This window comes from Clostridium ihumii AP5 (genome assembly GCF_000612845.1).
Lineage (GTDB): Bacteria > Bacillota > Clostridia > Clostridiales > Clostridiaceae > Clostridium_J > Clostridium_J ihumii.
On record NZ_CCAT010000009.1, the window covers coordinates 47552 to 67400 of the forward strand.

At 27.2% G+C, this 19849-nt stretch carries 26 protein-coding genes; all 26 read right to left on the reverse strand.

Annotated elements, in window-relative coordinates; genetic code table 11:
• Positions 1-8: 8 nt before the first annotated feature.
• Positions 9-695: a response regulator transcription factor gene (locus tag BN346_RS02400; protein ID WP_034438978.1), complete on the reverse strand. Its 687-nt coding sequence runs from the start codon at positions 693-695 to the stop codon at positions 9-11.
• Between the two features lie 849 nt (positions 696-1544).
• A complete protein-coding gene (locus BN346_RS02405; protein WP_034438979.1) occupies positions 1545-2000 on the reverse strand; it encodes an NUDIX hydrolase in 456 nt (151 codons plus the stop codon).
• A gap of 115 nt (positions 2001-2115) precedes the next feature.
• Entirely contained in the window at positions 2116-2868 is a 753-nt protein-coding gene (locus BN346_RS02410) for an aminoglycoside adenylyltransferase domain-containing protein (RefSeq protein WP_034438981.1), read from the reverse strand.
• A gap of 198 nt (positions 2869-3066) precedes the next feature.
• Positions 3067-3687, reverse strand: a complete 621-nt coding sequence (locus tag BN346_RS02415) for a nuclear transport factor 2 family protein (protein ID WP_034438983.1) — start codon at positions 3685-3687, stop codon at positions 3067-3069.
• 261 nt (positions 3688-3948) lie between these two features.
• Entirely contained in the window at positions 3949-4404 is a 456-nt protein-coding gene (locus BN346_RS02420; RefSeq protein ID WP_051539910.1) for a GNAT family N-acetyltransferase, read from the reverse strand.
• Positions 4405-4578: 174 nt separating this feature from the next.
• Positions 4579-5124 (reverse strand): GNAT family N-acetyltransferase, encoded by a 546-nt coding sequence (locus tag BN346_RS02425; RefSeq protein WP_034438985.1) that lies wholly within the window; start codon positions 5122-5124, stop codon positions 4579-4581.
• A gap of 216 nt (positions 5125-5340) precedes the next feature.
• Positions 5341-6108, reverse strand: coding sequence for a GNAT family N-acetyltransferase (locus BN346_RS02430; protein ID WP_034438987.1), 768 nt, complete (start codon positions 6106-6108; stop codon positions 5341-5343).
• A 25-nt stretch (positions 6109-6133) separates the two neighbouring features.
• Positions 6134-6661: a histidine phosphatase family protein gene (locus BN346_RS02435; RefSeq protein WP_034438989.1), complete on the reverse strand. Its 528-nt coding sequence runs from the start codon at positions 6659-6661 to the stop codon at positions 6134-6136.
• Positions 6662-6992: 331 nt separating this feature from the next.
• Positions 6993-7820, reverse strand: coding sequence for a DUF2785 domain-containing protein (locus tag BN346_RS02440; protein ID WP_034438991.1), 828 nt, complete (start codon positions 7818-7820; stop codon positions 6993-6995).
• A gap of 435 nt (positions 7821-8255) precedes the next feature.
• Positions 8256-8816, reverse strand: coding sequence for a nitroreductase family protein (locus BN346_RS02445; RefSeq protein WP_034438992.1), 561 nt, complete (start codon positions 8814-8816; stop codon positions 8256-8258).
• A gap of 557 nt (positions 8817-9373) precedes the next feature.
• Positions 9374-9940 (reverse strand): ATPase, encoded by a 567-nt coding sequence (locus tag BN346_RS02450; RefSeq protein ID WP_034438994.1) that lies wholly within the window; start codon positions 9938-9940, stop codon positions 9374-9376.
• 1 nt (position 9941) lies between these two features.
• A complete protein-coding gene (locus BN346_RS21880) occupies positions 9942-10106 on the reverse strand; it encodes a hypothetical protein (RefSeq protein WP_187372122.1) in 165 nt (54 codons plus the stop codon).
• A 404-nt stretch (positions 10107-10510) separates the two neighbouring features.
• Positions 10511-11209, reverse strand: coding sequence for a DUF6678 family protein (locus BN346_RS02455; RefSeq protein WP_034438995.1), 699 nt, complete (start codon positions 11207-11209; stop codon positions 10511-10513).
• A gap of 232 nt (positions 11210-11441) precedes the next feature.
• Complete coding sequence (locus tag BN346_RS02460; RefSeq protein ID WP_034439075.1) at positions 11442-11891, reverse strand: NUDIX hydrolase; 450 nt, start codon at positions 11889-11891, stop codon at positions 11442-11444.
• Positions 11892-12018: 127 nt separating this feature from the next.
• The gene (locus BN346_RS02465; RefSeq protein ID WP_034438998.1) at positions 12019-12273 is read right to left on the reverse strand and encodes a hypothetical protein; all 255 of its coding nucleotides are present in this window, start codon (positions 12271-12273) and stop codon (positions 12019-12021) included.
• Positions 12274-12569: 296 nt separating this feature from the next.
• Positions 12570-13202 carry a class I SAM-dependent methyltransferase gene (locus BN346_RS02470; RefSeq protein ID WP_034439000.1) on the reverse strand — a complete coding sequence of 211 codons (633 nt, stop codon included), beginning with the start codon at positions 13200-13202 and terminating at the stop codon, positions 12570-12572.
• Positions 13203-13420: 218 nt separating this feature from the next.
• On the reverse strand, positions 13421-13963 hold the full coding sequence (locus BN346_RS02475; protein ID WP_034439002.1) for a GNAT family N-acetyltransferase: 543 nt from the start codon (positions 13961-13963) through the stop codon (positions 13421-13423).
• A gap of 93 nt (positions 13964-14056) precedes the next feature.
• The gene (locus tag BN346_RS02480; protein WP_341350014.1) at positions 14057-14275 is read right to left on the reverse strand and encodes a nucleotide modification associated domain-containing protein; all 219 of its coding nucleotides are present in this window, start codon (positions 14273-14275) and stop codon (positions 14057-14059) included.
• 409 nt (positions 14276-14684) lie between these two features.
• Positions 14685-15347 carry a Type 1 glutamine amidotransferase-like domain-containing protein gene (locus BN346_RS02485; protein WP_034439005.1) on the reverse strand — a complete coding sequence of 221 codons (663 nt, stop codon included), beginning with the start codon at positions 15345-15347 and terminating at the stop codon, positions 14685-14687.
• Positions 15348-15598: 251 nt separating this feature from the next.
• On the reverse strand, positions 15599-15928 hold the full coding sequence (locus BN346_RS02490) for a hypothetical protein (RefSeq protein WP_034439007.1): 330 nt from the start codon (positions 15926-15928) through the stop codon (positions 15599-15601).
• A 330-nt stretch (positions 15929-16258) separates the two neighbouring features.
• Complete coding sequence (locus tag BN346_RS02495; protein ID WP_034439009.1) at positions 16259-16681, reverse strand: DUF5301 domain-containing protein; 423 nt, start codon at positions 16679-16681, stop codon at positions 16259-16261.
• A gap of 90 nt (positions 16682-16771) precedes the next feature.
• Complete coding sequence (locus tag BN346_RS02500) at positions 16772-17224, reverse strand: helix-turn-helix domain-containing protein (RefSeq protein ID WP_034439011.1); 453 nt, start codon at positions 17222-17224, stop codon at positions 16772-16774.
• 175 nt (positions 17225-17399) lie between these two features.
• Positions 17400-17795, reverse strand: a complete 396-nt coding sequence (locus BN346_RS02505; protein WP_051539916.1) for a tetratricopeptide repeat protein — start codon at positions 17793-17795, stop codon at positions 17400-17402.
• Between the two features lie 69 nt (positions 17796-17864).
• Positions 17865-18716, reverse strand: a complete 852-nt coding sequence (locus tag BN346_RS02510; protein WP_034439013.1) for a GNAT family N-acetyltransferase — start codon at positions 18714-18716, stop codon at positions 17865-17867.
• 206 nt (positions 18717-18922) lie between these two features.
• Positions 18923-19375 (reverse strand): NUDIX hydrolase, encoded by a 453-nt coding sequence (locus BN346_RS02515; protein ID WP_034439017.1) that lies wholly within the window; start codon positions 19373-19375, stop codon positions 18923-18925.
• Positions 19376-19570: 195 nt separating this feature from the next.
• Positions 19571-19819 carry a hypothetical protein gene (locus BN346_RS02520; protein WP_034439019.1) on the reverse strand — a complete coding sequence of 83 codons (249 nt, stop codon included), beginning with the start codon at positions 19817-19819 and terminating at the stop codon, positions 19571-19573.
• Positions 19820-19849: the final 30 nt, after the last annotated feature.

Sequence of the window (19849 nt, forward strand, 5' to 3'; positions counted from 1 at the left end):
CATACACCTCAATCAACTGAATTCCACTTATATCCCATGCGACGAACGGTAATTATCCTTTTTGGGTTGCTTGGATCATCTTCAATTTTTGTGCGTAATCTACGTATGTATACGGTAAGTGTATTACTATCAACATAATTTTCGTTGCAATCCCATAATTGGCTTAAAATCTGTTCTGCTGAAAGTACCACATTTTCATTTTCCATAAAAAGACGCAACAACTTATATTCGCCTGCGGTTAATTCAAGCTTTTCATTGTTTTTGTAGACTTCTCCTTTTAGAAGCTCAACCCTTATATTATTAGAATGCAGTTCAGCATCTGTCTTAATAAAATTATTACTTCTTCTAAGCAATGCATTTATTCTTGACATGAACACAGCAAGCTTAAAAGGTTTTGTAATATAATCATCACCGCCAATATCAAGTCCCATAATGATATCAGTTTCTTCATCAGCCGCAGTCAAAAATATGATAGGCACATTTGAAATTTGACGAATTTTTTTGCATATATCAAAACCACAGCCATCAGGCAAAGAAACATCCAAAATCACTAAATCATATTTTCCATCTGCCCACACATTATCTGCCTCATAATTTGTACGGGCAATATCTAGTTCATATCCTTGCTTTTTAATAGCAAAAGAAAGTCCGTTAATTAAACTCAAATCATCCTCAACTAAAAATATCCGTTTCATTTATCTTCACCATCCATTGTCTTATTGATTTTACATTAGTTTCAACTTGAAATCCCTAACTTCCTTTTATCTTTATTTCTTATACAAATAAATCTTACTTAATATATTTTGATTATTATAAATTAATTATAACATATTATGTAAATACTGAATTATTCAGTATTCAAAGCACATTATTATAGGGTTTCAAGTTCAAATTTAAAGTAATGTATTTCTCAAATGATAGTACTAATCTTACAGTTTATTCTGATATCATGATTGAAACCAATTAAGAACTAAGAGTGAAAAGTGAATAGTTATGGTTAATATTACTCATTTCATTCCTAATATTTAAAATGGAAATATATAAAAACTACGTTTTTATATTGTTTATAACTAATTTGCTTAGCAAATTTAATAAAAAATCATTCTTTAAAATTGGAAATCCAATTTTTACATTCACTTTCAACTTTCAATTTTCAATTTTCAATTTTAAAAATATAGACTAAAACTTCGAGTTAAAATTCTCAACTTAAACATGAATGACTTAAAGTTTAAACTTGTATTCCTATATAGGGTTCCAAGTTCATCTTCATAATTATTAGTTCCAAAACTTGGATACCCTTAAGAGTGAGACTAGCTCGGAATCGTTTTATAGTAAGTATTTCTTTTGAAATCAATATATTTACAGCTAAAAAATAGTTTTAAATTCGAGCTTGTTTCCCTATAGTAGTCTAAACTTAAACCTTATATCACATTTTAATTATAATTTATATCTTGCATTGGAATTGTGACATAAAAAAATACCGTAAATTTATTTTTAATAATACGGTATTTTACGAAAGTATTTATTTTTATAGTTATTATTTCTTATTCCTGAATTTCACTATAAGGAATATTCTTCAAATAATTCTCAACAGCTTCTTTTCTGATATCAATAATATCCTTAGGAAGATCACTTAGTTCAAACCACTTTAATTCTGAACATTTATCCTTTTCCATAATTGTAGGTAACCCTTCATAATCATTTACAACAAAATAGATATCATAATATGTTCTTCCTCCACTAATACTAACACGGTGTGATAAATGAGCAAAAGATAAATCATCAATTTTTACATCAATACCCAATTCTTCTTTACACTCTCTTAAAACCGCCATTTTAGCAGTTTCATTTTCATCAACATGACCACTACCTGCTATATCCCATTTTCCATCTTGATAACCAGTATTCTTTCTACAATGTAATAAAATTTTTGTATTTTTTTCATTGGTTTTTAAAATAATTGGAAATATTGCTGATAATGCCTTGAAATGTTTTCCCATTCTTTACTCCTATTAATACTTATTTTTGATAAATTATATCATATTTATAAATACAATGTTATTTAATTTTTATATTATAAGAATATTGAGTATTAGACTATCCTTATAATTTTTCTTATATACCTATCTTGTTCTCCATATACTTACAGTATTCCAATGCAAGTGAATGATTCAGTACAATATTTTGATCTGAAGTATAACATGCAAGTGCTTCTTTTATTAAGCCTTGATATTTACCATCAATATTTTTTATTCCCCATTCTCCACCTTCTTTTTTTGAAAGCACTAATCTATCTTGTACATATGCTAAAACCCTGCAAAGGTTCAAAATAATATAAATTGAATTATCTATTACTTCATCTTGTGAATCGGCAATATCTCTCTTAATACTATCTAAATATGCTTCTGATGGTATTTCTCCGAAAACATCATTAATTGGTTTTCCATATAGAACAATGCCCCGATTCTTAGTTATGACAAAATGAGCTGCTAAATCAGGGTCTTTTCCATTCATTTTTTCAATATATTCAGTTGGATTACTCTTATACCAGTTTAGATGCATATTTGAAAAATGCAAATCAAAAGGAGTTGGATAAACAAAATTTTTACAATACTCACTTCTAACTATACTCATTTCTATTCCTTTTGCTGGTGCATTATCATTCAAAGCAATAATAACGTCCATAAACATTTTCTTTTGAATGTCTGTAATTGCACTTTCTACTACAAACAAAATATCCAAATCGCTTTTCGTCGGATTAAAGCACCCCATTACACTAGACCCATGTAGATATACTCCAATCAAATTCCTCTCGAAAATACGACAACTATGTCCAACTAATTCATCTAATAACTTTTTTATTTCCATTATATCCCCCTCATATATAAACAAATAATCTTTAATTCGCCATTTAATACTATCACGAATTAATTATAATATATTTTGTAAAAAACACTCTTTATTAATTACTTCATCATTTAAGAAAACTATGAATGATTTTAATTATATTTATGCTTAATATATATTTTCAACAATCTTGTAGTACTAAACTTATAAATCATGTGCCTAATAAATTTTGTAATCTCCTATAATGCGAATGTCTGTTGGTGGTACTACTGGATAAGAGAAATGAATGTTGTGAAATTTCCATGTTCCATTTTTATTCACAAGGATAGCAGAAAATCTTACTGGTCTAACGACTTCTTCCCCTAGATTTTCTTCATTCAAACAACTAGATATATACTTTAGCGTACTTATAAGTTTATTCTTTGATTCTAATTCACCCTCTAAATTTTTTCTTATGTTTTTTAAACAATTGTCATACATCTTATTTACATTTAATTCTTTTTTTAATATTGCTTCAGTTGTTATCCATGCTACGTCACCATAAGATGATACTATTGCACCATCAATATCAATAATAAAATTCCCCCAATATACCCAATCTACTTCAATCAATTCACTAATTTCTTTATGCCCCAAGCACCATTCAACATCTCCTGTTCCAACAACCAATGTATCACTATCATCCCAGAAAAGTTCATCTATAAAACTGTCTTTTAAAGTTATATCTCTTTTAGCATATCCATTTTGAAATTTGATTAAGGTATCTCTAACACTACGCTGAACTTCTTCGTTTGCATTTCCCCTACCAAAATTTCTTCTCTCTTGACTCCAGATATTCATTATTGTTCCTCATCTCTTTCATTAAATTTCTAAAAATATAATTTCACATATTGTATTGTTCTACAACTACGATTCAAGTTTAATTGTTAATCCATATTATAACATATTTTCCAATATCGTATTGTTAAGTTTCCAAAGAACAAATATCATTAATCGCTTAGAATTATAATGTATATATTCCATTGAAATTGTGACATAAAAAATACTGCATATTCTTGTTGAATAATACAGTATTATTAATAAAGTATTTAAGAATAATGATTATACCATAATATCCCAAGCATACATATCTATTTTCTCTTTATGCAAGTTTTGTATAATTTCATCATCAGTAACATCATTTATGTTAATACGCGTCGCTCCTAATTTCTCTATTGTTTTTTTTGATGCAATATTATCATACCTAGCCCCTATAAACAAACGTTTAAATCCATGAGCCAATGCAACTTGCTTAATAAGTTTACATGCTTTCATTGCATAATTGTGCCCAGAATAATCTTTAGAAACACCATAACTAATATGACCTCTTAAATATTGTCTGCGTGTATTGTCTACTGCAAAATAAATTACGCCAATATCTTCATTATCATTAATGCGTATTATAGAAAATCCGTATCTTGGTAAAATCCCTTTATCATAATCAGGAAAGTCTTTGCTTTTCAAAACTAATTTAATTTCATCATCTTTTAAGTCATTAAATTCCATAAATTGAAACATACATACCTCCACTAAGATATTTTTGTTACACCTTATATTTGAAATACGATGAAAAAACACCACTAAAGTCAAAATTAAATAATGCGGTGCTTGAGTAAATCATTCTTTTTTTCATTTATGCACAACATAAGAATGTTGTATATTAACTAATGTTACGATATATATTATGCTTGATTATAATAATAATGCCATTGTATAACCATCTATATAGCTACCATCAGATAACATTTTGTCATTTCTTAATGTGCCTTCTATTTCAAAACCCAACTTTAAATATAAACTTATTGCTCTATAATTGTTTGTGTCAACTTTAAGTGTAATTCTAGATATACCATTTTCTTTTGCCCATTCAATTCCTGCTTTCATTAATTTTTTACCTATACCCATTCCACAAAATTCTTGCTCAATTGCTAGTGCAAATTCAGCAGAATGCCTAATCCTTTTATTGATATTTCCATTCAATCCACATATTCCAATTACTTCTCCGTCTGTTTCTGCCACAACCAATAAATCTACTTCTGAATCTACCTGATTCTGAATAAAATTTTCCTCTTCTTCAATTGTTATATTAAATTCATCAGGGTTATTTAATAGAAAATCAGTTTCTTTACCAACTTTTTTAATAAGATTAATCAATTTTTCAGCGTCTTTTACCTCTCCATTTCTTATGTTAATTGTTCTATCGTTAATAATGTATTTAGCTTCTTCTATTTTTCCCATTTTAATCCTCCTAGATAAAGTTATCCATATTTTTATATAATTATATTGGAAAAGGCAATTGAATACAAATATATATTTCATTGAAATTCTGACATAAAAAATACTGCATATTCTTGTTGAATAATACAGTATCAATAAAGAAATTATTTATTTCTATTTATTATATCTTATATTAAATCTAATTACTAAATTAGAATTTGTAGTAGATAGTGTTATCTACTCATTCATATTATCAACAAATTCTTTGGGTTTAATGGTCATCTCTACCCATGCAGGTCGAAATCCACTCTTTATTGCATTGCGTACCGATTTAATATTTGACCATGCGCAACAATAAAATGGTACTTTCCCTTTAGCTAAAATTTCTATGGCAAGTCTACTAGTTAATGCTGATGCAATTCCCTGACGTCTTACGTCTGGCAAGACGTCAACACCGATTTGCCACATTGTTTCACAATCTGCAGAACAGCCTGCTAAACCCACTAGTTGGTTATCTTTATATGCTCCCACGCCTAATACATCTAACTGCTTCCTCGATTCGCATAATGCATTGGACCATTGTGGCAAATATAACTCAACAAAATCTTCCTGTTCTAACACTCTCAACTCATACTTGCATTTTTGAACAGACAACTCATTAAGGTCAGGTAGAAAATATTCTGCCATAAAACAAACTTGCATACCATATTTTATGAACTCATTGTTCAATACATGCATATTAGGTGTTTCAAAACAATGCTCTACTTGATATTTGCTTATATAATTCTCAACAATATTTTTATATTCCATCTGAATTGAAGCTACTATATTTTGTCCGTAAGAAATTAAGTTGCAAGCAAGCGGTAATTCTAGGTATCTTCTTGCATTTGAGTTTTTTATAGACTCAACAATCACATTGCCTTTACCCTTAAAGTCATCAATTTTACAATTTGCATCTATAGCTGACTGTTTCATTGCAATCTCTAAAATATCTTTATTTGTCATGTCCTCCACCTCCCAAAATTCCTATTTATCTTATATATTCAATAATTTCACCATTTACTACTTTATCTTGATATTTAATTGTTTTTATAACAACCTCATGACAAACTACAATCACTCTGTCATATTTCATATATTTTTCCAATACGCTATCTACTCTTCTATTCATATTTTCCTTAGTTTCCCACACTTTGACCTGACCCTTAGGATGTACTCCATTATGTAAATCAAAATCTCTACTCAAGGAACAGCATTCTTCTGAGGTTCTATGTTGAAAGTTTACTATATCAGGTATCCATTCATGTAGGTCAACATCAACTTCTATATCTATTCCTAATTCCTTGGATAAAATTGCTGCACTTTGAAGTGCTCTTGTATAAGGTGATGAAACAATAATATCACATTCTTTAAGTCTATTATCTTTTGATGTTTCTTTTAATTGCTCTATTCCAGTTTTAGTTAATGGTGCTAAATCCAACCCATGTCCAATAAAATTTCTATCATTAACAGGTTGATACGTTGGTTCTCCATGCCTAATTAAATAAAATAATGTCATAATTAGCCCCCTTTAATACATGCTTTCTAAATATAATAAATTAATTATTTTATATTTTCTAAATTTCACATATTCATTTCTTAATAGTATGGTATTAAGAAACAATTATTTATTTTTATTGATTATAATTTAAAACTTATATAATAGTTAATGAGTAAAAGTGAAGAATTGAAAATTTAGGAATAAATTCATCAAATCCGAATTTTAATATATATTATTAAGAAATATCCTTTTACCTCTTCACTTTGCACTCTTACTTTTTAACTTATCTGCAATTTCTTAATTAAAACATGAATAATTTAAAATACTTACCTATATAATTGTTTTACCATTAATCCTCACCAAAACGACTTGTTTTCTTTAGTACCTCTTTAACTATCTTTGCTACTTGTTGATACTTAGTATTATCAACAAGTCTAAAGTATAAGCTTTTCAAGAAAAGAGTTACATTAAATTCAATAAATAAATCATCAGGAAGTATTCCTGTTTTTTCTATGTTTCCAAAGCTTCTTATCCATTCTTCAATTTCTTCTACAGGAATTATATCTCTTTCTAAAACCTCTTTAACAGCTGATATCATACGTTCATCCTCGTTGTTAATATATCCATAATAATTTATGTTGATTTTTTTATATATTGCATTTAGTATTTCTTTTAATTGTTCATATCCTATTACTTCACATTTTGCAAGTTCCATCAAGGCATCAGCGCCATGAGCAGCACCATGCGCCCAGCCTTTACCTTCTACAAAACCTCTTACATCCTTGTCCTCATTATAAAATTTTAAAACTTTATTAAATGCCTTTAAAATATCATTATCAGGTAAAAAATTTTTATGCTTATAGATTATACATGAAGACACTAAAACAGAAAAAGTCCTATCAAAAACTGTATCATCAACTTTTCCCAATCCATTAAAAATATGTTTTTCATCTAATGCTATTAGAAATATGTGATGTGCTTCTTCTGGTGTCAGAACATCTGTCATTATCCAATCTAGAAGAATGCTGCAAATCAAATCATCACGAAACTCACCATCAATATCTCCTATATACTCCATCATATCTACTGATAATTCATATGGGTTTACACCCTCTGGTACTGCATATTCGTTATCTTCTATATTCATTAACAATGTTTTTAATGCTTGTTTTTCCATATATTTCGCCCACCTCTCAATATTTTTGAATTCACTTCTTTTGCCATAGCTTAATGTCTCTTTTTACCAAATCTTCATTATACATTCCCATTATATTGCTTTCACTACTAAAACAGTAGTTCATGAAATACACTCTATTTTTAATGTTATATAATGCCTCATTTTATCAACCTATTTGTTTCAATTTTCAATCATTTTACTATATTCATCATTATTTCCCTTTCATAATAAACAAACCATATTTCTATCTGTATTTTTAAATTATAACATTGCATATGTTCATATAATACCTAAAACATTTTTACTAATTAAAAATGCTCCAATTCTAATATAGCTAATCCATTTTATAATAATAATGCAATCTTATGTTTTAATTGTTATATGCAAAAGTATGTTTTTCTTAATATTGCGATATTTGCATATTTTATTTTCTATTTACTTATTAAATTTTGTATTTTTCTTTCTTGATCTATGTTTTCTTTCTTCATATTTTTGCCAATATACATGTTTTTCATCGTATTGTGTTCTTGGTTCCTTTTCTTCCGCTGGATATCCAACATATACAATTCCTAAAGGAATTACTTCTTGAGGTAAGTTTAATATTTTATATAAAGGTCTATATGAGCTTTCCACAGGATATAATCCTACCCAAATGCTACCGAGTTCCATAGAAGTAGCTGCTAATAATATATTTTCAATAGCCGCACTACAATCTTGAACCCAAAAATCTTTAACTGGACCTGACATTGCTAATTTCATATTTCCACATACTACTATCATTGATGGTGCATTATATTTTCCAAAATACGTTTTTTCATTTATTTTATTTATTATATTTTCATCTGTAATTATAATAAACTCCCAAGGCTGACTATTACATGCAGTAGGTGCTGCTGTAGCAGCTTTTATTAAGGTTAATAAAAGCTCTTCATCTATAGCCTTCTCTTGAAACTTTCTTATACTTCTCCTTTTATACATACACTCAATTACGTTCATTTTATCAATCACTCCCTTCTTGTAAAATTGGAAGTTTTTCAAATGGCAAACTTTAAAATTTTAACTTTCCTTTTGACTTCTTCATACATTTCATTAACTTGTGGGATATTATCAGGTTTTTTTACTCCACTTTATATGTATTTTCATTTCTTCATTCATTATATCTTTAATATTTTTATCTTTTTCTATCCAAACATATTCTACTTTAAATACCAAATCCTTTTCACACTATTATATCCAAGAGCTTTCTAAGTAATATTCACTTATATCAATCTTTTCATTAAGTTAGTTAAAGTAATTACATCCTATAAACCCCTCTTTTACCTTTAACTATATATTTATTATAACATAATTTATAAACATAACCTTGCTTATGATACGGTATTTTCATCTATAGGAACAGCCTTAACCAAGTAATATCAATACCTAAGATTTAAAACTGTACTTACTTGTGATATGATTCTCCATATGAATCATAATCAGTATTATTTCAAATTCAAGTTTTAACCATATTTTTATACAAAAGATAGCTAGTAAATCTTTTATAATTTTACTAGCTATCTTTGCAATATATTATTTGCCCAATTAGGTATTTTTTTATCTCTCCATATTATCTTATCGTTTTTTAAATATATAACTTCTTTTAATACTTCTGTATTATCATATATGTTTACTTCATCACATATTTCAATTATATTATTTAAGTTATTTAATGAATCATAATATCTTCTTTCTATATCCTTATCTGGTATTCCATGCCCACCTTTACTAACTCTAATTTTAACTCTCTCTTTAGCAACTTCGGGATTCTCTACTCCTACATAATTCATAACTATATAAAATCCATTGTCTTTTGCAAACTTTATATTCTTTATTATACTTTTCCCAGATAAAGTAGTTTCCTGATTGAATGATATGCCATTTAAAATATAGTATTTTATTAACTTAACAGCTTCTCTTGCACATTTAATTTGAAGATTATTATCTTTCCAAGAACCAATCCTAGCTACCATCTCATCTGTATTTATTCTTTTTTCTTCTTTATTTTCATTATAGTATATAGCTTTATATATTGAAGTTTTTCCTGCACCATTAACACCTGCAAAAATTGTATACGTCGGCATATTATTTACCTATTACCTTTGCTTGCTCTTTTTGTAGCACTAAATTTGATAAAGTCATATAAAAATCTTGCTCTTCTTTTGTTTTTGCCTTTTTAAATAAATCCTTCAATTGGCTATAAGAATAATTGATAAAAATATCATATAAGTTATTATCTTTATTTTCCATATCAAACTCCTCCTGATGAAATTCTATTTATACACTATAGGGTTCCAAGTTCATCTTCATAATTATTAGTTCCAAAACTTGGATACCCTTAAGAGTGAGACTAGCTCGGAATCATTTTATAGTAAGTATTTCTTTTGAAATCAATATATTTACAGCTTAAAAAATAGTTTTGAATTCGAGCTTGTTTCCCTATATTATATACCAAACCTATAAAATAATAAACTTAATATCTTTTTATTTTGGTTCTCCACAGATATGCTTCACCGTATAATAAGCAAAAGATAACACCTTCCAAATATGTATTATCACTAGAATAGTTTCAATTTCAAATTTTCATTATAAATTTTCATAAAAAATAATATAGGCATCTGCCTATATTATTGAATTCCTACCATATAGTAAAATTATCTATATCCATATATAATAACATCATTTCCATCAACTTCATATGGTATATGTTCTTTTTTAAGTTCTCTTTTAAATTCTTCACTCTCATCTTGTATTTCAATTTTTGATGCAAGTCTGCCACCTTTGTTAACAGCATACTTAGGAGTGATCCTTATCCATTCTATTAAATAATGCTTATACTCAAGCCCTTCATAGCTATAATCGCCAAAATAACTAGGTATTTTAGATATAGTTTTTAAAAAATTACTATCAGGCATATCAAATAAAGTTTTATATATAAATGCTGGTGGAAATGAAAGTCTATTATTTACTATATCTAAAAGGACATTCCACTTTGTGTTATTCATATAACTTGTAAGATATTTATCTTCAATAATTTTTCGTGCCTTTTCTTTATCAGTTTTTTTTCTGTTATACTGCCCATCATTAATATTTTTAGCCAATTTTTGTACATATGATAAAACAGATGCTGCTCCCTTGAATTGAAAAGATTCAAAAATAGTATCATCCTTATAAACACTAATTCTATAATATTTACTATTAAACATTAATAACTCTAAACTAACTCCACCAGGCCATATAGCACTCATTATAATATTGAAAAAATTATTTTTATCTAATTGTTTATTTTCTACAAATTTTCCATTTCCTAAATCTATATCACTAAAATCATCAAAACACAGATTATTTTCCATCTTATCATACTCTCCTAAAAGCTCTATTTTTTATTTAATGCAATAATCTTTCTCTCTCATAATAAATTCTCATAGCTTCCTCATCACTACTTAGGTGTTCAATTTTTTGTTCAGCTTTTTATATTGCTGTATCACAACTTGATACAACTTTTTAAAATTTTATTTTTTAGACCTAATCCAAGGAGGAATTGGTTGTTACACAAGACAAGGGTGTATATTATAAACTTGAAATTTAACATTGTGTTTTCTTTGTATCAACCCACTTATTTAATGCTATCTTGATTGGCGGACATATCTTTTTAGGTAACTCTTCCATATAAAAAAACTTTAATTGTTCAACTTCACTTTCTTGACATATTAATTCACCAGCATAATCCCTACAAATGAATACTATATCCACATTAGATACCTCATCACCATTTGGATATACATAATGTGTATCTTTTCCTGAGAATATACCAAATAGTTCTAGACTATTAGCTATTAATCCAGTTTCCTCATATAATTCCCTTTTTGCAGCATCCTCAACTTTTTCATCTAATTCAACAGCACCTCCTGCATATCCCCAACAATGATTATCAGTTCTTTTTTGTAATAGTATTCTTCCTTTATCATCTTCTACAATTATACTTGCACCAACCTGCAATAAAGTTCTATGCCCAACAATAGTCCTCAAATCCATTATATAATTTGACACTTCATAACTTCCTCTCACACATATTTTATCGGTATATTACTTTTAAATAAATTTTTATTTATGCTTATTTCTCATTTTCAAATTTTGTATTCGTTCAATATAGTCTAGATTTTTACCACAACGCCCTATCCATATCATTTCTTGTTAATACCTCTTTATTTTCATAAGGATAACTGCATAATACGCTATCTAAAAATTTAATTTCACAAAAATATTTACATATCGAAGTTCCTTTTACAGCACATTTATGTTTATTATTGCCATCATCAACGTTCCATGGGCATTTTGTCTGTTTCCAATCAACTCCATCACTTGCCAAATCTATATCCATATTTCCACCGCTTAATGCTTTTACTCTATCATCCATATTAATACTCCTTTCACAAACTCCTATCTATATATTAGTTCAGTTAAAAACTATCACACATAAAATTCTACTACAAATTAGTAATAGCATATTTTATAAATATTATGTTATTTATATCTAAATTTTCAAAAATTTCATTTTCCTTTTATCTAATTTTAAAATAAAAACACTGCAAGATTTTAGATTAGATAATGCAGTGTTTTTTCATTATTTTGTTATATGTGAATATTTTCTTATAAATTATACATCATTTAAATAAGTTATATTATTTTAGTCAAATCGTATTCTATTATATACTAACTATTTTTAGTAGCTACTAAAACACCTACAAGAGGATGTAATTGATGTAATTCAACATTAAAATTTAGTTCTGAAAAACATTTAACTAAATCTTCAACTGTTGATGGTTTGTCCCCACCTGGTCCATAACCAATTTCATCGTATTCATCTTCATACTTATCTGGATTATCAAAAAACATTAAATCACCTATGATAATAGTTTGTAAGGTTTGTCCACCTATGTAAACCATATTTTCAATTGCCTTCTTCTTTTCTTCTAAATTTAAGTGATGTAATGCGTAATTTGAAATGATTTTAGTAATTTGCTTTTCTTTCAAATTAACATTTTCATCTAGCTTATCAAATGTTCCAATAAAAAATTCAACATTTTCTCTATTTCCTTCACTAGCATTTTCAGTTGACTTTATAATCATTCCTTCACTTATATCAATTCCTATGCCAAGTTTTATAGTATTTGAAAGTTCAATAATTTGCTTGCCTGTTCCACATCCCATATCTAAAATAACATCATTTGCATTTGGACTTGCTAATTTACTTACCAATTGACATGATCTATATCTCCAAATGTAGTTATCAGTTACATACTCTTCACTTGCATTATCAAATCTTTCCTTTACATTGTTATCCATTTAATTACCCCCATTTTTGCAATTTACTATTATTTATTATTTAAAATAAATATCCCCGATTAATATTTTACCATAATACTCAATTAATGTAATGAAATTACTATAACTAATTTATAAAAATACATTTAAAAACTTAAGCTATATATTTATTAAATTCTCGGATAATTTGGAAGTTAAAATTTAACGCCCATAATATATTAAAATTACAAATTATTTATTTAAATAGAATTTATATTCTTTTCCATGACTATAAACTTGAAATTATCATCTTCAATATACTCACCGCATCTATTAAATCCTAACTTACTGAACAAATTTAATGCAGGTTTATTAGTTTCACCAGTTTCAATGTATATTCTATTAATATCCATATTATTGAATATATATTTTGTAACTATATTTATTGATGTGAATGCAATACCTTTTCCCCAACATCGCTTATCAGCTATAATAATACCCATTTCACCCTGCTTTTTTTCTTTATCTATACTAAAAAAATTAACAAATCCTATAAAATCATCTGAATTATTTGTAATAATAAAATACTTATATTTTCTATCTTTAACATTCTCATTAATTATTTCATCATTAAATATATTGCAAAAATTTATACATTCATCTATTAACTCTTTACTTGTGTTAGGTATAGGTCGCGGGTCGTGTAAGTTTATTTCCTTATCTATTCTACAAGAAAATAAATTGATAACATCATCACTACGTACATCTCTAATCTTAATATTTTCATCTTGGTAATAAATCATTATAATCCCTCCTTATATCAATTTATTTTATTTAATGTAATTCTTAATCAAGCTAAGCCACAAATTCGCTTTTAATTATTTCACTTTTAATTCCTATTTATCTTTATTTTCAATTTCAATAATTGTCATTATAGAGTAATTGGCTAAATCTAGTAGTGTATCTATAATGCTCTCGTCTTTTACTTCAGCATCTTGTTTAATTAATTGCTTATATCTTCGTATCTTATCTTCCAATCTAATTGCAGGCATTATAAGTCCATATTCTTGAAAACCTTCACCAAAACTGTCTCCATAGTCTTCATTTTTTGCCACATATATCTTATTTAACTTTTCACATATCTCTCATACTGTTCAACTTTTGCCATGTAATAATATTTTCTTCTTGTATTTTATAATTTTTAAGGTTCATTATTTAAATATTAAATGAGAACAATGTTATTCCAGGAAAAAAGTTTAAATACTTTCTTTATCCAAAAAGTTAAAGTCTATTTTTCCTTTGTAGATAAAAACTATATCACCTTAGTAGCTGAGGTTTTAACCTTGGAGGTAATATATCCTTGCTAAATTCTTATTTTTTGAATTACAACATAAAAATACCCTAAAATTCATTTTTGAATAATAAGGTATTTAGAAAACTTATTTGTTTTATATTTTAGTTCTTGAATAAAAATATTGTTTTTAAAAACTAATTTAATAAAATCAGCATGGCTAATTAACACAACTAAAGTGTCTCATCTAACTTTTGAATTTTTGAATGTGAAATTAAATATACATTGCCTAAAATATCAATTTTGTTTCCTTTTACACGTATAGCACAATCTTTGTTTGATGCGTAAACATTCATTTCTTCTGATAATGGAGATAATTCGCTTTGAATTTGTTCAATGTTATTTTCAAGATCACAATGAGACAACACTGAAAAATCATCAAGACCAATACCATTGTAAATAGAACTTATGTCACATTCGCAGTCAGTACATTTCGAACATACCCATTTAGCAGACATGTTTATAGCACCAGCGCTTGTTCCCATCACAACTGATTTGCTTTTTTTTATTAAATCGGACAATTGGTATTCAATCAAAAGATTATTTTGTTCAACAGTATCTCCACCTAACAAGAAAATTACCGAAGCATCTTGAATTAATTTTCGTGCCTCTTCCTTCTGTACGCTATAATCAATTAAATGATATTCATCAAATATAATATTGGCCTGGTCAAGCCACGAACGTTCAGTAGCACCAACTTCTTTATCTTCATGAAGAAATGGATTTGCACTAATCATAACAAGCGATTTTCTATCAATTATATCCTCATACAATAACTTTACCAGTTTTTCAAGAAAAGTATCGTTAAACCAACCTAAATAATAATGAATTCCCATAAGTACCTCCGTATAAAAGTTTATATAATATAAACTTTTATATTTATAATTGTATTACATTTTAAATATATTTTATAAATAAAGCATTTTTCAATTTTTAAAGAACATTATCCATATTTAAATTTTCAAAAATTGCATTTTATTATAATCATAACATCCTCTTATTTTTGTAGAATAAAATAGAAATACCACATACTAACGTTGAATAGTATGTATTTAATTTTATCCTTTAACAAGAATATAAATTGTCATTATTCAAAATTTTCTTTAAATATCACTTTTAATGCTTCACATGGAATCACCTGATTATGAAAAATTTGTAGCATTCCTTTAGGCGTTATTTTATAACCTAACAATTCATCTTTATGAAGAACTACTGTTTTTGCTTCAACATTAATATGATCTTTAAAAGCAATAAGACGAACGAATTTATCACTTACATAAAATGTAGGTAGTTTAGCCCACAATTTTTCATCAATATTTTGGGAAGTACTTTCATAGATAAGTCTATATAAATCCCAAAACCTTTCCTTAGTTTGTTCTTCAAACTTCTTTAAATAATTATTTATTTCCTCTTTCATTTTTATCTCCATACTTCTATGATTTGTTTATATTTATATATCATATAAATTAACCTTGATATGAATTCCTTTATTACCACAAAACAATTATAACATATTTTGTAAATACAGAATTGCTTAATTTTAAAAAGTTATCTTGTATTTTCATTACTTTATAAAACATTTTATGCCTTTATTTTGAATATTAAGTAAAACTCCACTAGATCATTTTTCTTTGATTGGTATTACAACATAATAAAAAAAATACCATAAATTCATTTTTGAATAGTATGGTATTTAATATATTACTTTTCACTATTCACTTTTACTTCTTAACTCCTCATTAAATCACTACTTATCCTTAAGTAATGCATCTATATCCTCATATATCTCTTGTGCTATCTCCCAAGTACCATTATAAGGTTGTTCAATATAACATATATCTTTTATTTTGTACACATAAGCTACACTACTTCCACCTTCAGAATATGAAAATTCTAACTTTATATAATAGTCTACATTTGTTGGCGTGTCACCAAGAGACTCACGATTTGTTTTTTTAGAATTTAATTTAGTACTATCAATTATTTTTTTAATTTCTTCATTATCAGTGATTGTAATATATTTATTATTTTCTTCTTTGTTATCTGATAAAACTATACTTTTTAAATCAGCTTCATTTGGCAAAACAACTTGCACTTTACTACAACCAATTAAACTTAAACTCAATAACAAAATCACAATTAAAACACTGAAAATTTTGCTTCTACTCATTATTCAACTCCTATATAATTTAAAACTATGGTATTCTATCTCAATGTAATTATTTTAATAATACATTTAATACATTGATGAGACTAACCATTATTTTATTTTGCTTCGTTTTTTTGATAATTTAAATTTTTGGTAAAGAATATCTTTTAAAACCAAAGCAGTATCCTCATCATTAAAATTAAATTCATTTTTGCAATCATCATACAACTGCGATATTTTTTCACAATAATTATTTATTCCTTGCATACCTTGATAAGATGCTAAAATTGGATACTTCTTGCTCCATGCACTAGTCCAATCAATTTCATCCACAATCATTTTTATGCTTGTAACATCACCACTAAGATTACTTCCATTTATAAGATAATCATAACTTACATTATATAGTTGACTTAACAATTTTACCTTAATTAACTCTGGAACTGTTTGATCAGTTTCCCATTTGCTGATAGTTTGCCTTGATACCCCTAATTTTTCAGCCACATCTTCTTGAGATAAACCTGATTTTTTACGTAAATCTAGTAATTTATCACCTAATAACATAATAATCACACACCTTTCAATTCCTCTGAGCTACCTTGTATCTAAAGTATACTTGAAATGTAAAGTGTTATCTACCAATTAATCTTGGAATTTTGTCAACTATAATTAACATTTTTAATATAAGTATTCACTACTTTATTAAAATGACCAACAAATTTAAAATTTGATTTACTATTTACTTAATCTGAATTTTTAATTCCATACAGCGGTTAATAGCATAATCATTATTCTGCAATGCTGCCTTAATAAACCATTCTCTTGCTTTTGAAAAATTTTTTTCCACTATAATACCTTCCATATAGAATAAATCTGCAAGATTACATTGTGCATCTCTATCTCCGTGTAGTGCGGCTCGTTCAGTCCAGTAAAAAGCCTTTTCCATATCCTTTTCTACACCAATTCCATCATAATAGAAGCACCCAACTTGACATTCAGCTAAGGGATATCCTTTCTCAGCTAACCTTAAATGACCTTGAAAACACTCTTCATATTGTTGCGTTTCAAAGTATTTCTGAATAAGTTCATTACATTCATCAAGTTCTTTGCAGGGACTATAATAATCATCCGTCATATGTGTTTCCTCCCAAAATTCTATTTATCTTTATTTTTTACTTAACATAATTTGATTATTATAAATAATTTATGATTTTATAGGTTTTAATACTTTGTAAGAAAATTCTGAAATATATGCTTCTCTAAAACCTAAACTATCATATAACTTCCTAGCATCATTTCCAACAACACACCATAACACTACTTCTTTATAACCTCGATTATATATTTCATTGCATAAATACTTAACAAAATTTTTCCCTATACCATTTCCTTGTAAATCTGTTTTTACTGCTACGCTACCAATTTCATTTCCTACTAAATGTCCATGTCCAGCAACTTCATCATTTACTTCATATGTAAAACGATTAGCTGCATCTACATTCCAGGCTTTCCGATTTTTTTCACTTGGTTGTTCAACAACAGAGCCTGGAAAATCTCCTACTTTAATACGCATTTCATGAAATGGTTCTGCATACAAAGCATGCCCTTTTGAATAATCTTCATCAACATATAACCTTACAGGAAGCTCGCTAATTTCAAATTTTCCATCTTTATGTTTCATATAAGCACTTGAAAATTCTCTTTCATAACCCAATCTCTTTGCAAACATTTTTGACACTTCATTATCTGCATGAAAATTTGTTATTATTTTTTGTGATTCTTTTTGCAATTCATTTTCACAAAATTTAGCCACTGCTTGTCCTATTCCTTTACACCTATATTTTGGTGCAACAAATATAATTAAGCAAGATACCTTTTTACCTGATATTATTTGTGCTACTGCAACAATCTTACCTTCCATGTATACAACCGTTAGTGTACCTGTATCATTTTGCAATGCCCATAAAAATTCTTCACTTGTTTCAATATCTTGAAATAACAATTCCCTTACATCATCATACTCATTTTGACTTATTGATTTGTAAAAAAGCTCCATACTATTACATCCTCATATAATTATTTTTTTAAAATATATAACCCCCACTACAAATTAGAATTTGTATATGACTTATGGTATAAAACTAGATTTCTCTACTACTACATAAATATTTTTTCAAAGCTAAATTGCTTCACATTTTGTAGATATGAACCATATCTACAAAATATGAAGCAACTGATAATTAAATACAATCATTTAACATATTAAAAAATATTAGATTTAATTCTATTGTGGAGTTCAAAAATAGCTACTTTATTAGTTTGCCAATATAACATCTCTTCTGCTTTTTCATATGTAGCCCAAATATATTCTGTATGTTCTTCTGATAATTTTATTGGGTTATTATCTACGTTTACAGCAAAGCAATATTCAGGTAAAACAAACGTATCAGCAGACCAATATTTCCTATGTTTGTCGGAAATGCAGTCAGCAGGTACATAAAATGTTGACACTAACTGATAATAAGTAAGTGTCTTTTCAAGACTGGCTTCTTCAAATGCTTCTCGTTTAGCTGCCTCAAGTGGAGTTTCCTCGTCCTCGCCACCTCCAGCAATAAATTGCCAATATTCACCAGCATTTCTTTTGAAAATACAATATTGTGGTATTCCGTCTACTAATTTATAGGGTATAACTAATACTTGTATTGGTGCTCTCATAATAATACCTCCTAAAAAACTAATCTTCACATTAAAATACTATTATGAATTAATTATAACATATTTTGTAAATAACGCATTATTCAATTTTCAAAGAACACTTTTTACTTTTATGTCCCTTAATAATTATATTGCGAATTAAAAATACCAAATATTCACTTTGAATAATACGGTATTAATAAAAATTTAAAAGCTTTAAAAATTAAACCATTTTATACTTTTATATTCTTCTTCTACATCTGGATAACATCCAACTATTTTTTTTAAAGAAATAGCATCATTACCATATGTCATTTTAATAAATTTTACGAATAAAGTTTCATCATAGCAATTCTTCTTTTTCCACTTAAAGAAATCAGAAATAATATTATCAAAATTATCTAAGATAATTTTATCAACTTTATATAATCCAATATCGCCATCAGCACTTAATAGTAAATACATAATATACCTCCTCTTTACAAATTGAAGTTT

Coding starts and splice junctions, on each gene's coding strand:
- BN346_RS02400 (WP_034438978.1), bottom strand. CDS start 695: ATGAAACGGATATTTTTAGTTGAGGATGATTTGAGTTTAATTAACGGA.
- BN346_RS02405 (WP_034438979.1), bottom strand. CDS start 2,000: ATGGGAAAACATTTCAAGGCATTATCAGCAATATTTCCAATTATTTTA.
- BN346_RS02410 (WP_034438981.1), bottom strand. CDS start 2,868: ATGGAAATAAAAAAGTTATTAGATGAATTAGTTGGACATAGTTGTCGT.
- BN346_RS02415 (WP_034438983.1), bottom strand. CDS start 3,687: ATGAATATCTGGAGTCAAGAGAGAAGAAATTTTGGTAGGGGAAATGCA.
- BN346_RS02420 (WP_051539910.1), bottom strand. CDS start 4,404: ATGTTTCAATTTATGGAATTTAATGACTTAAAAGATGATGAAATTAAA.
- BN346_RS02425 (WP_034438985.1), bottom strand. CDS start 5,124: ATGGGAAAAATAGAAGAAGCTAAATACATTATTAACGATAGAACAATT.
- BN346_RS02430 (WP_034438987.1), bottom strand. CDS start 6,108: ATGACAAATAAAGATATTTTAGAGATTGCAATGAAACAGTCAGCTATA.
- BN346_RS02435 (WP_034438989.1), bottom strand. CDS start 6,661: ATGACATTATTTTATTTAATTAGGCATGGAGAACCAACGTATCAACCT.
- BN346_RS02440 (WP_034438991.1), bottom strand. CDS start 7,820: ATGGAAAAACAAGCATTAAAAACATTGTTAATGAATATAGAAGATAAC.
- BN346_RS02445 (WP_034438992.1), bottom strand. CDS start 8,816: ATGAACGTAATTGAGTGTATGTATAAAAGGAGAAGTATAAGAAAGTTT.
- BN346_RS02450 (WP_034438994.1), bottom strand. CDS start 9,940: ATGCCGACGTATACAATTTTTGCAGGTGTTAATGGTGCAGGAAAAACT.
- BN346_RS21880 (WP_187372122.1), bottom strand. CDS start 10,106: ATGGAAAATAAAGATAATAACTTATATGATATTTTTATCAATTATTCT.
- BN346_RS02455 (WP_034438995.1), bottom strand. CDS start 11,209: ATGGAAAATAATCTGTGTTTTGATGATTTTAGTGATATAGATTTAGGA.
- BN346_RS02460 (WP_034439075.1), bottom strand. CDS start 11,891: ATGGATTTGAGGACTATTGTTGGGCATAGAACTTTATTGCAGGTTGGT.
- BN346_RS02465 (WP_034438998.1), bottom strand. CDS start 12,273: ATGGATGATAGAGTAAAAGCATTAAGCGGTGGAAATATGGATATAGAT.
- BN346_RS02470 (WP_034439000.1), bottom strand. CDS start 13,202: ATGGATAACAATGTAAAGGAAAGATTTGATAATGCAAGTGAAGAGTAT.
- BN346_RS02475 (WP_034439002.1), bottom strand. CDS start 13,963: ATGATTTATTACCAAGATGAAAATATTAAGATTAGAGATGTACGTAGT.
- BN346_RS02485 (WP_034439005.1), bottom strand. CDS start 15,347: ATGGGAATTCATTATTATTTAGGTTGGTTTAACGATACTTTTCTTGAA.
- BN346_RS02490 (WP_034439007.1), bottom strand. CDS start 15,928: ATGAAAGAGGAAATAAATAATTATTTAAAGAAGTTTGAAGAACAAACT.
- BN346_RS02495 (WP_034439009.1), bottom strand. CDS start 16,681: ATGAGTAGAAGCAAAATTTTCAGTGTTTTAATTGTGATTTTGTTATTG.
- BN346_RS02500 (WP_034439011.1), bottom strand. CDS start 17,224: ATGTTATTAGGTGATAAATTACTAGATTTACGTAAAAAATCAGGTTTA.
- BN346_RS02505 (WP_051539916.1), bottom strand. CDS start 17,795: ATGACGGATGATTATTATAGTCCCTGCAAAGAACTTGATGAATGTAAT.
- BN346_RS02510 (WP_034439013.1), bottom strand. CDS start 18,716: ATGGAGCTTTTTTACAAATCAATAAGTCAAAATGAGTATGATGATGTA.
- BN346_RS02515 (WP_034439017.1), bottom strand. CDS start 19,375: ATGAGAGCACCAATACAAGTATTAGTTATACCCTATAAATTAGTAGAC.
- BN346_RS02520 (WP_034439019.1), bottom strand. CDS start 19,819: ATGTATTTACTATTAAGTGCTGATGGCGATATTGGATTATATAAAGTT.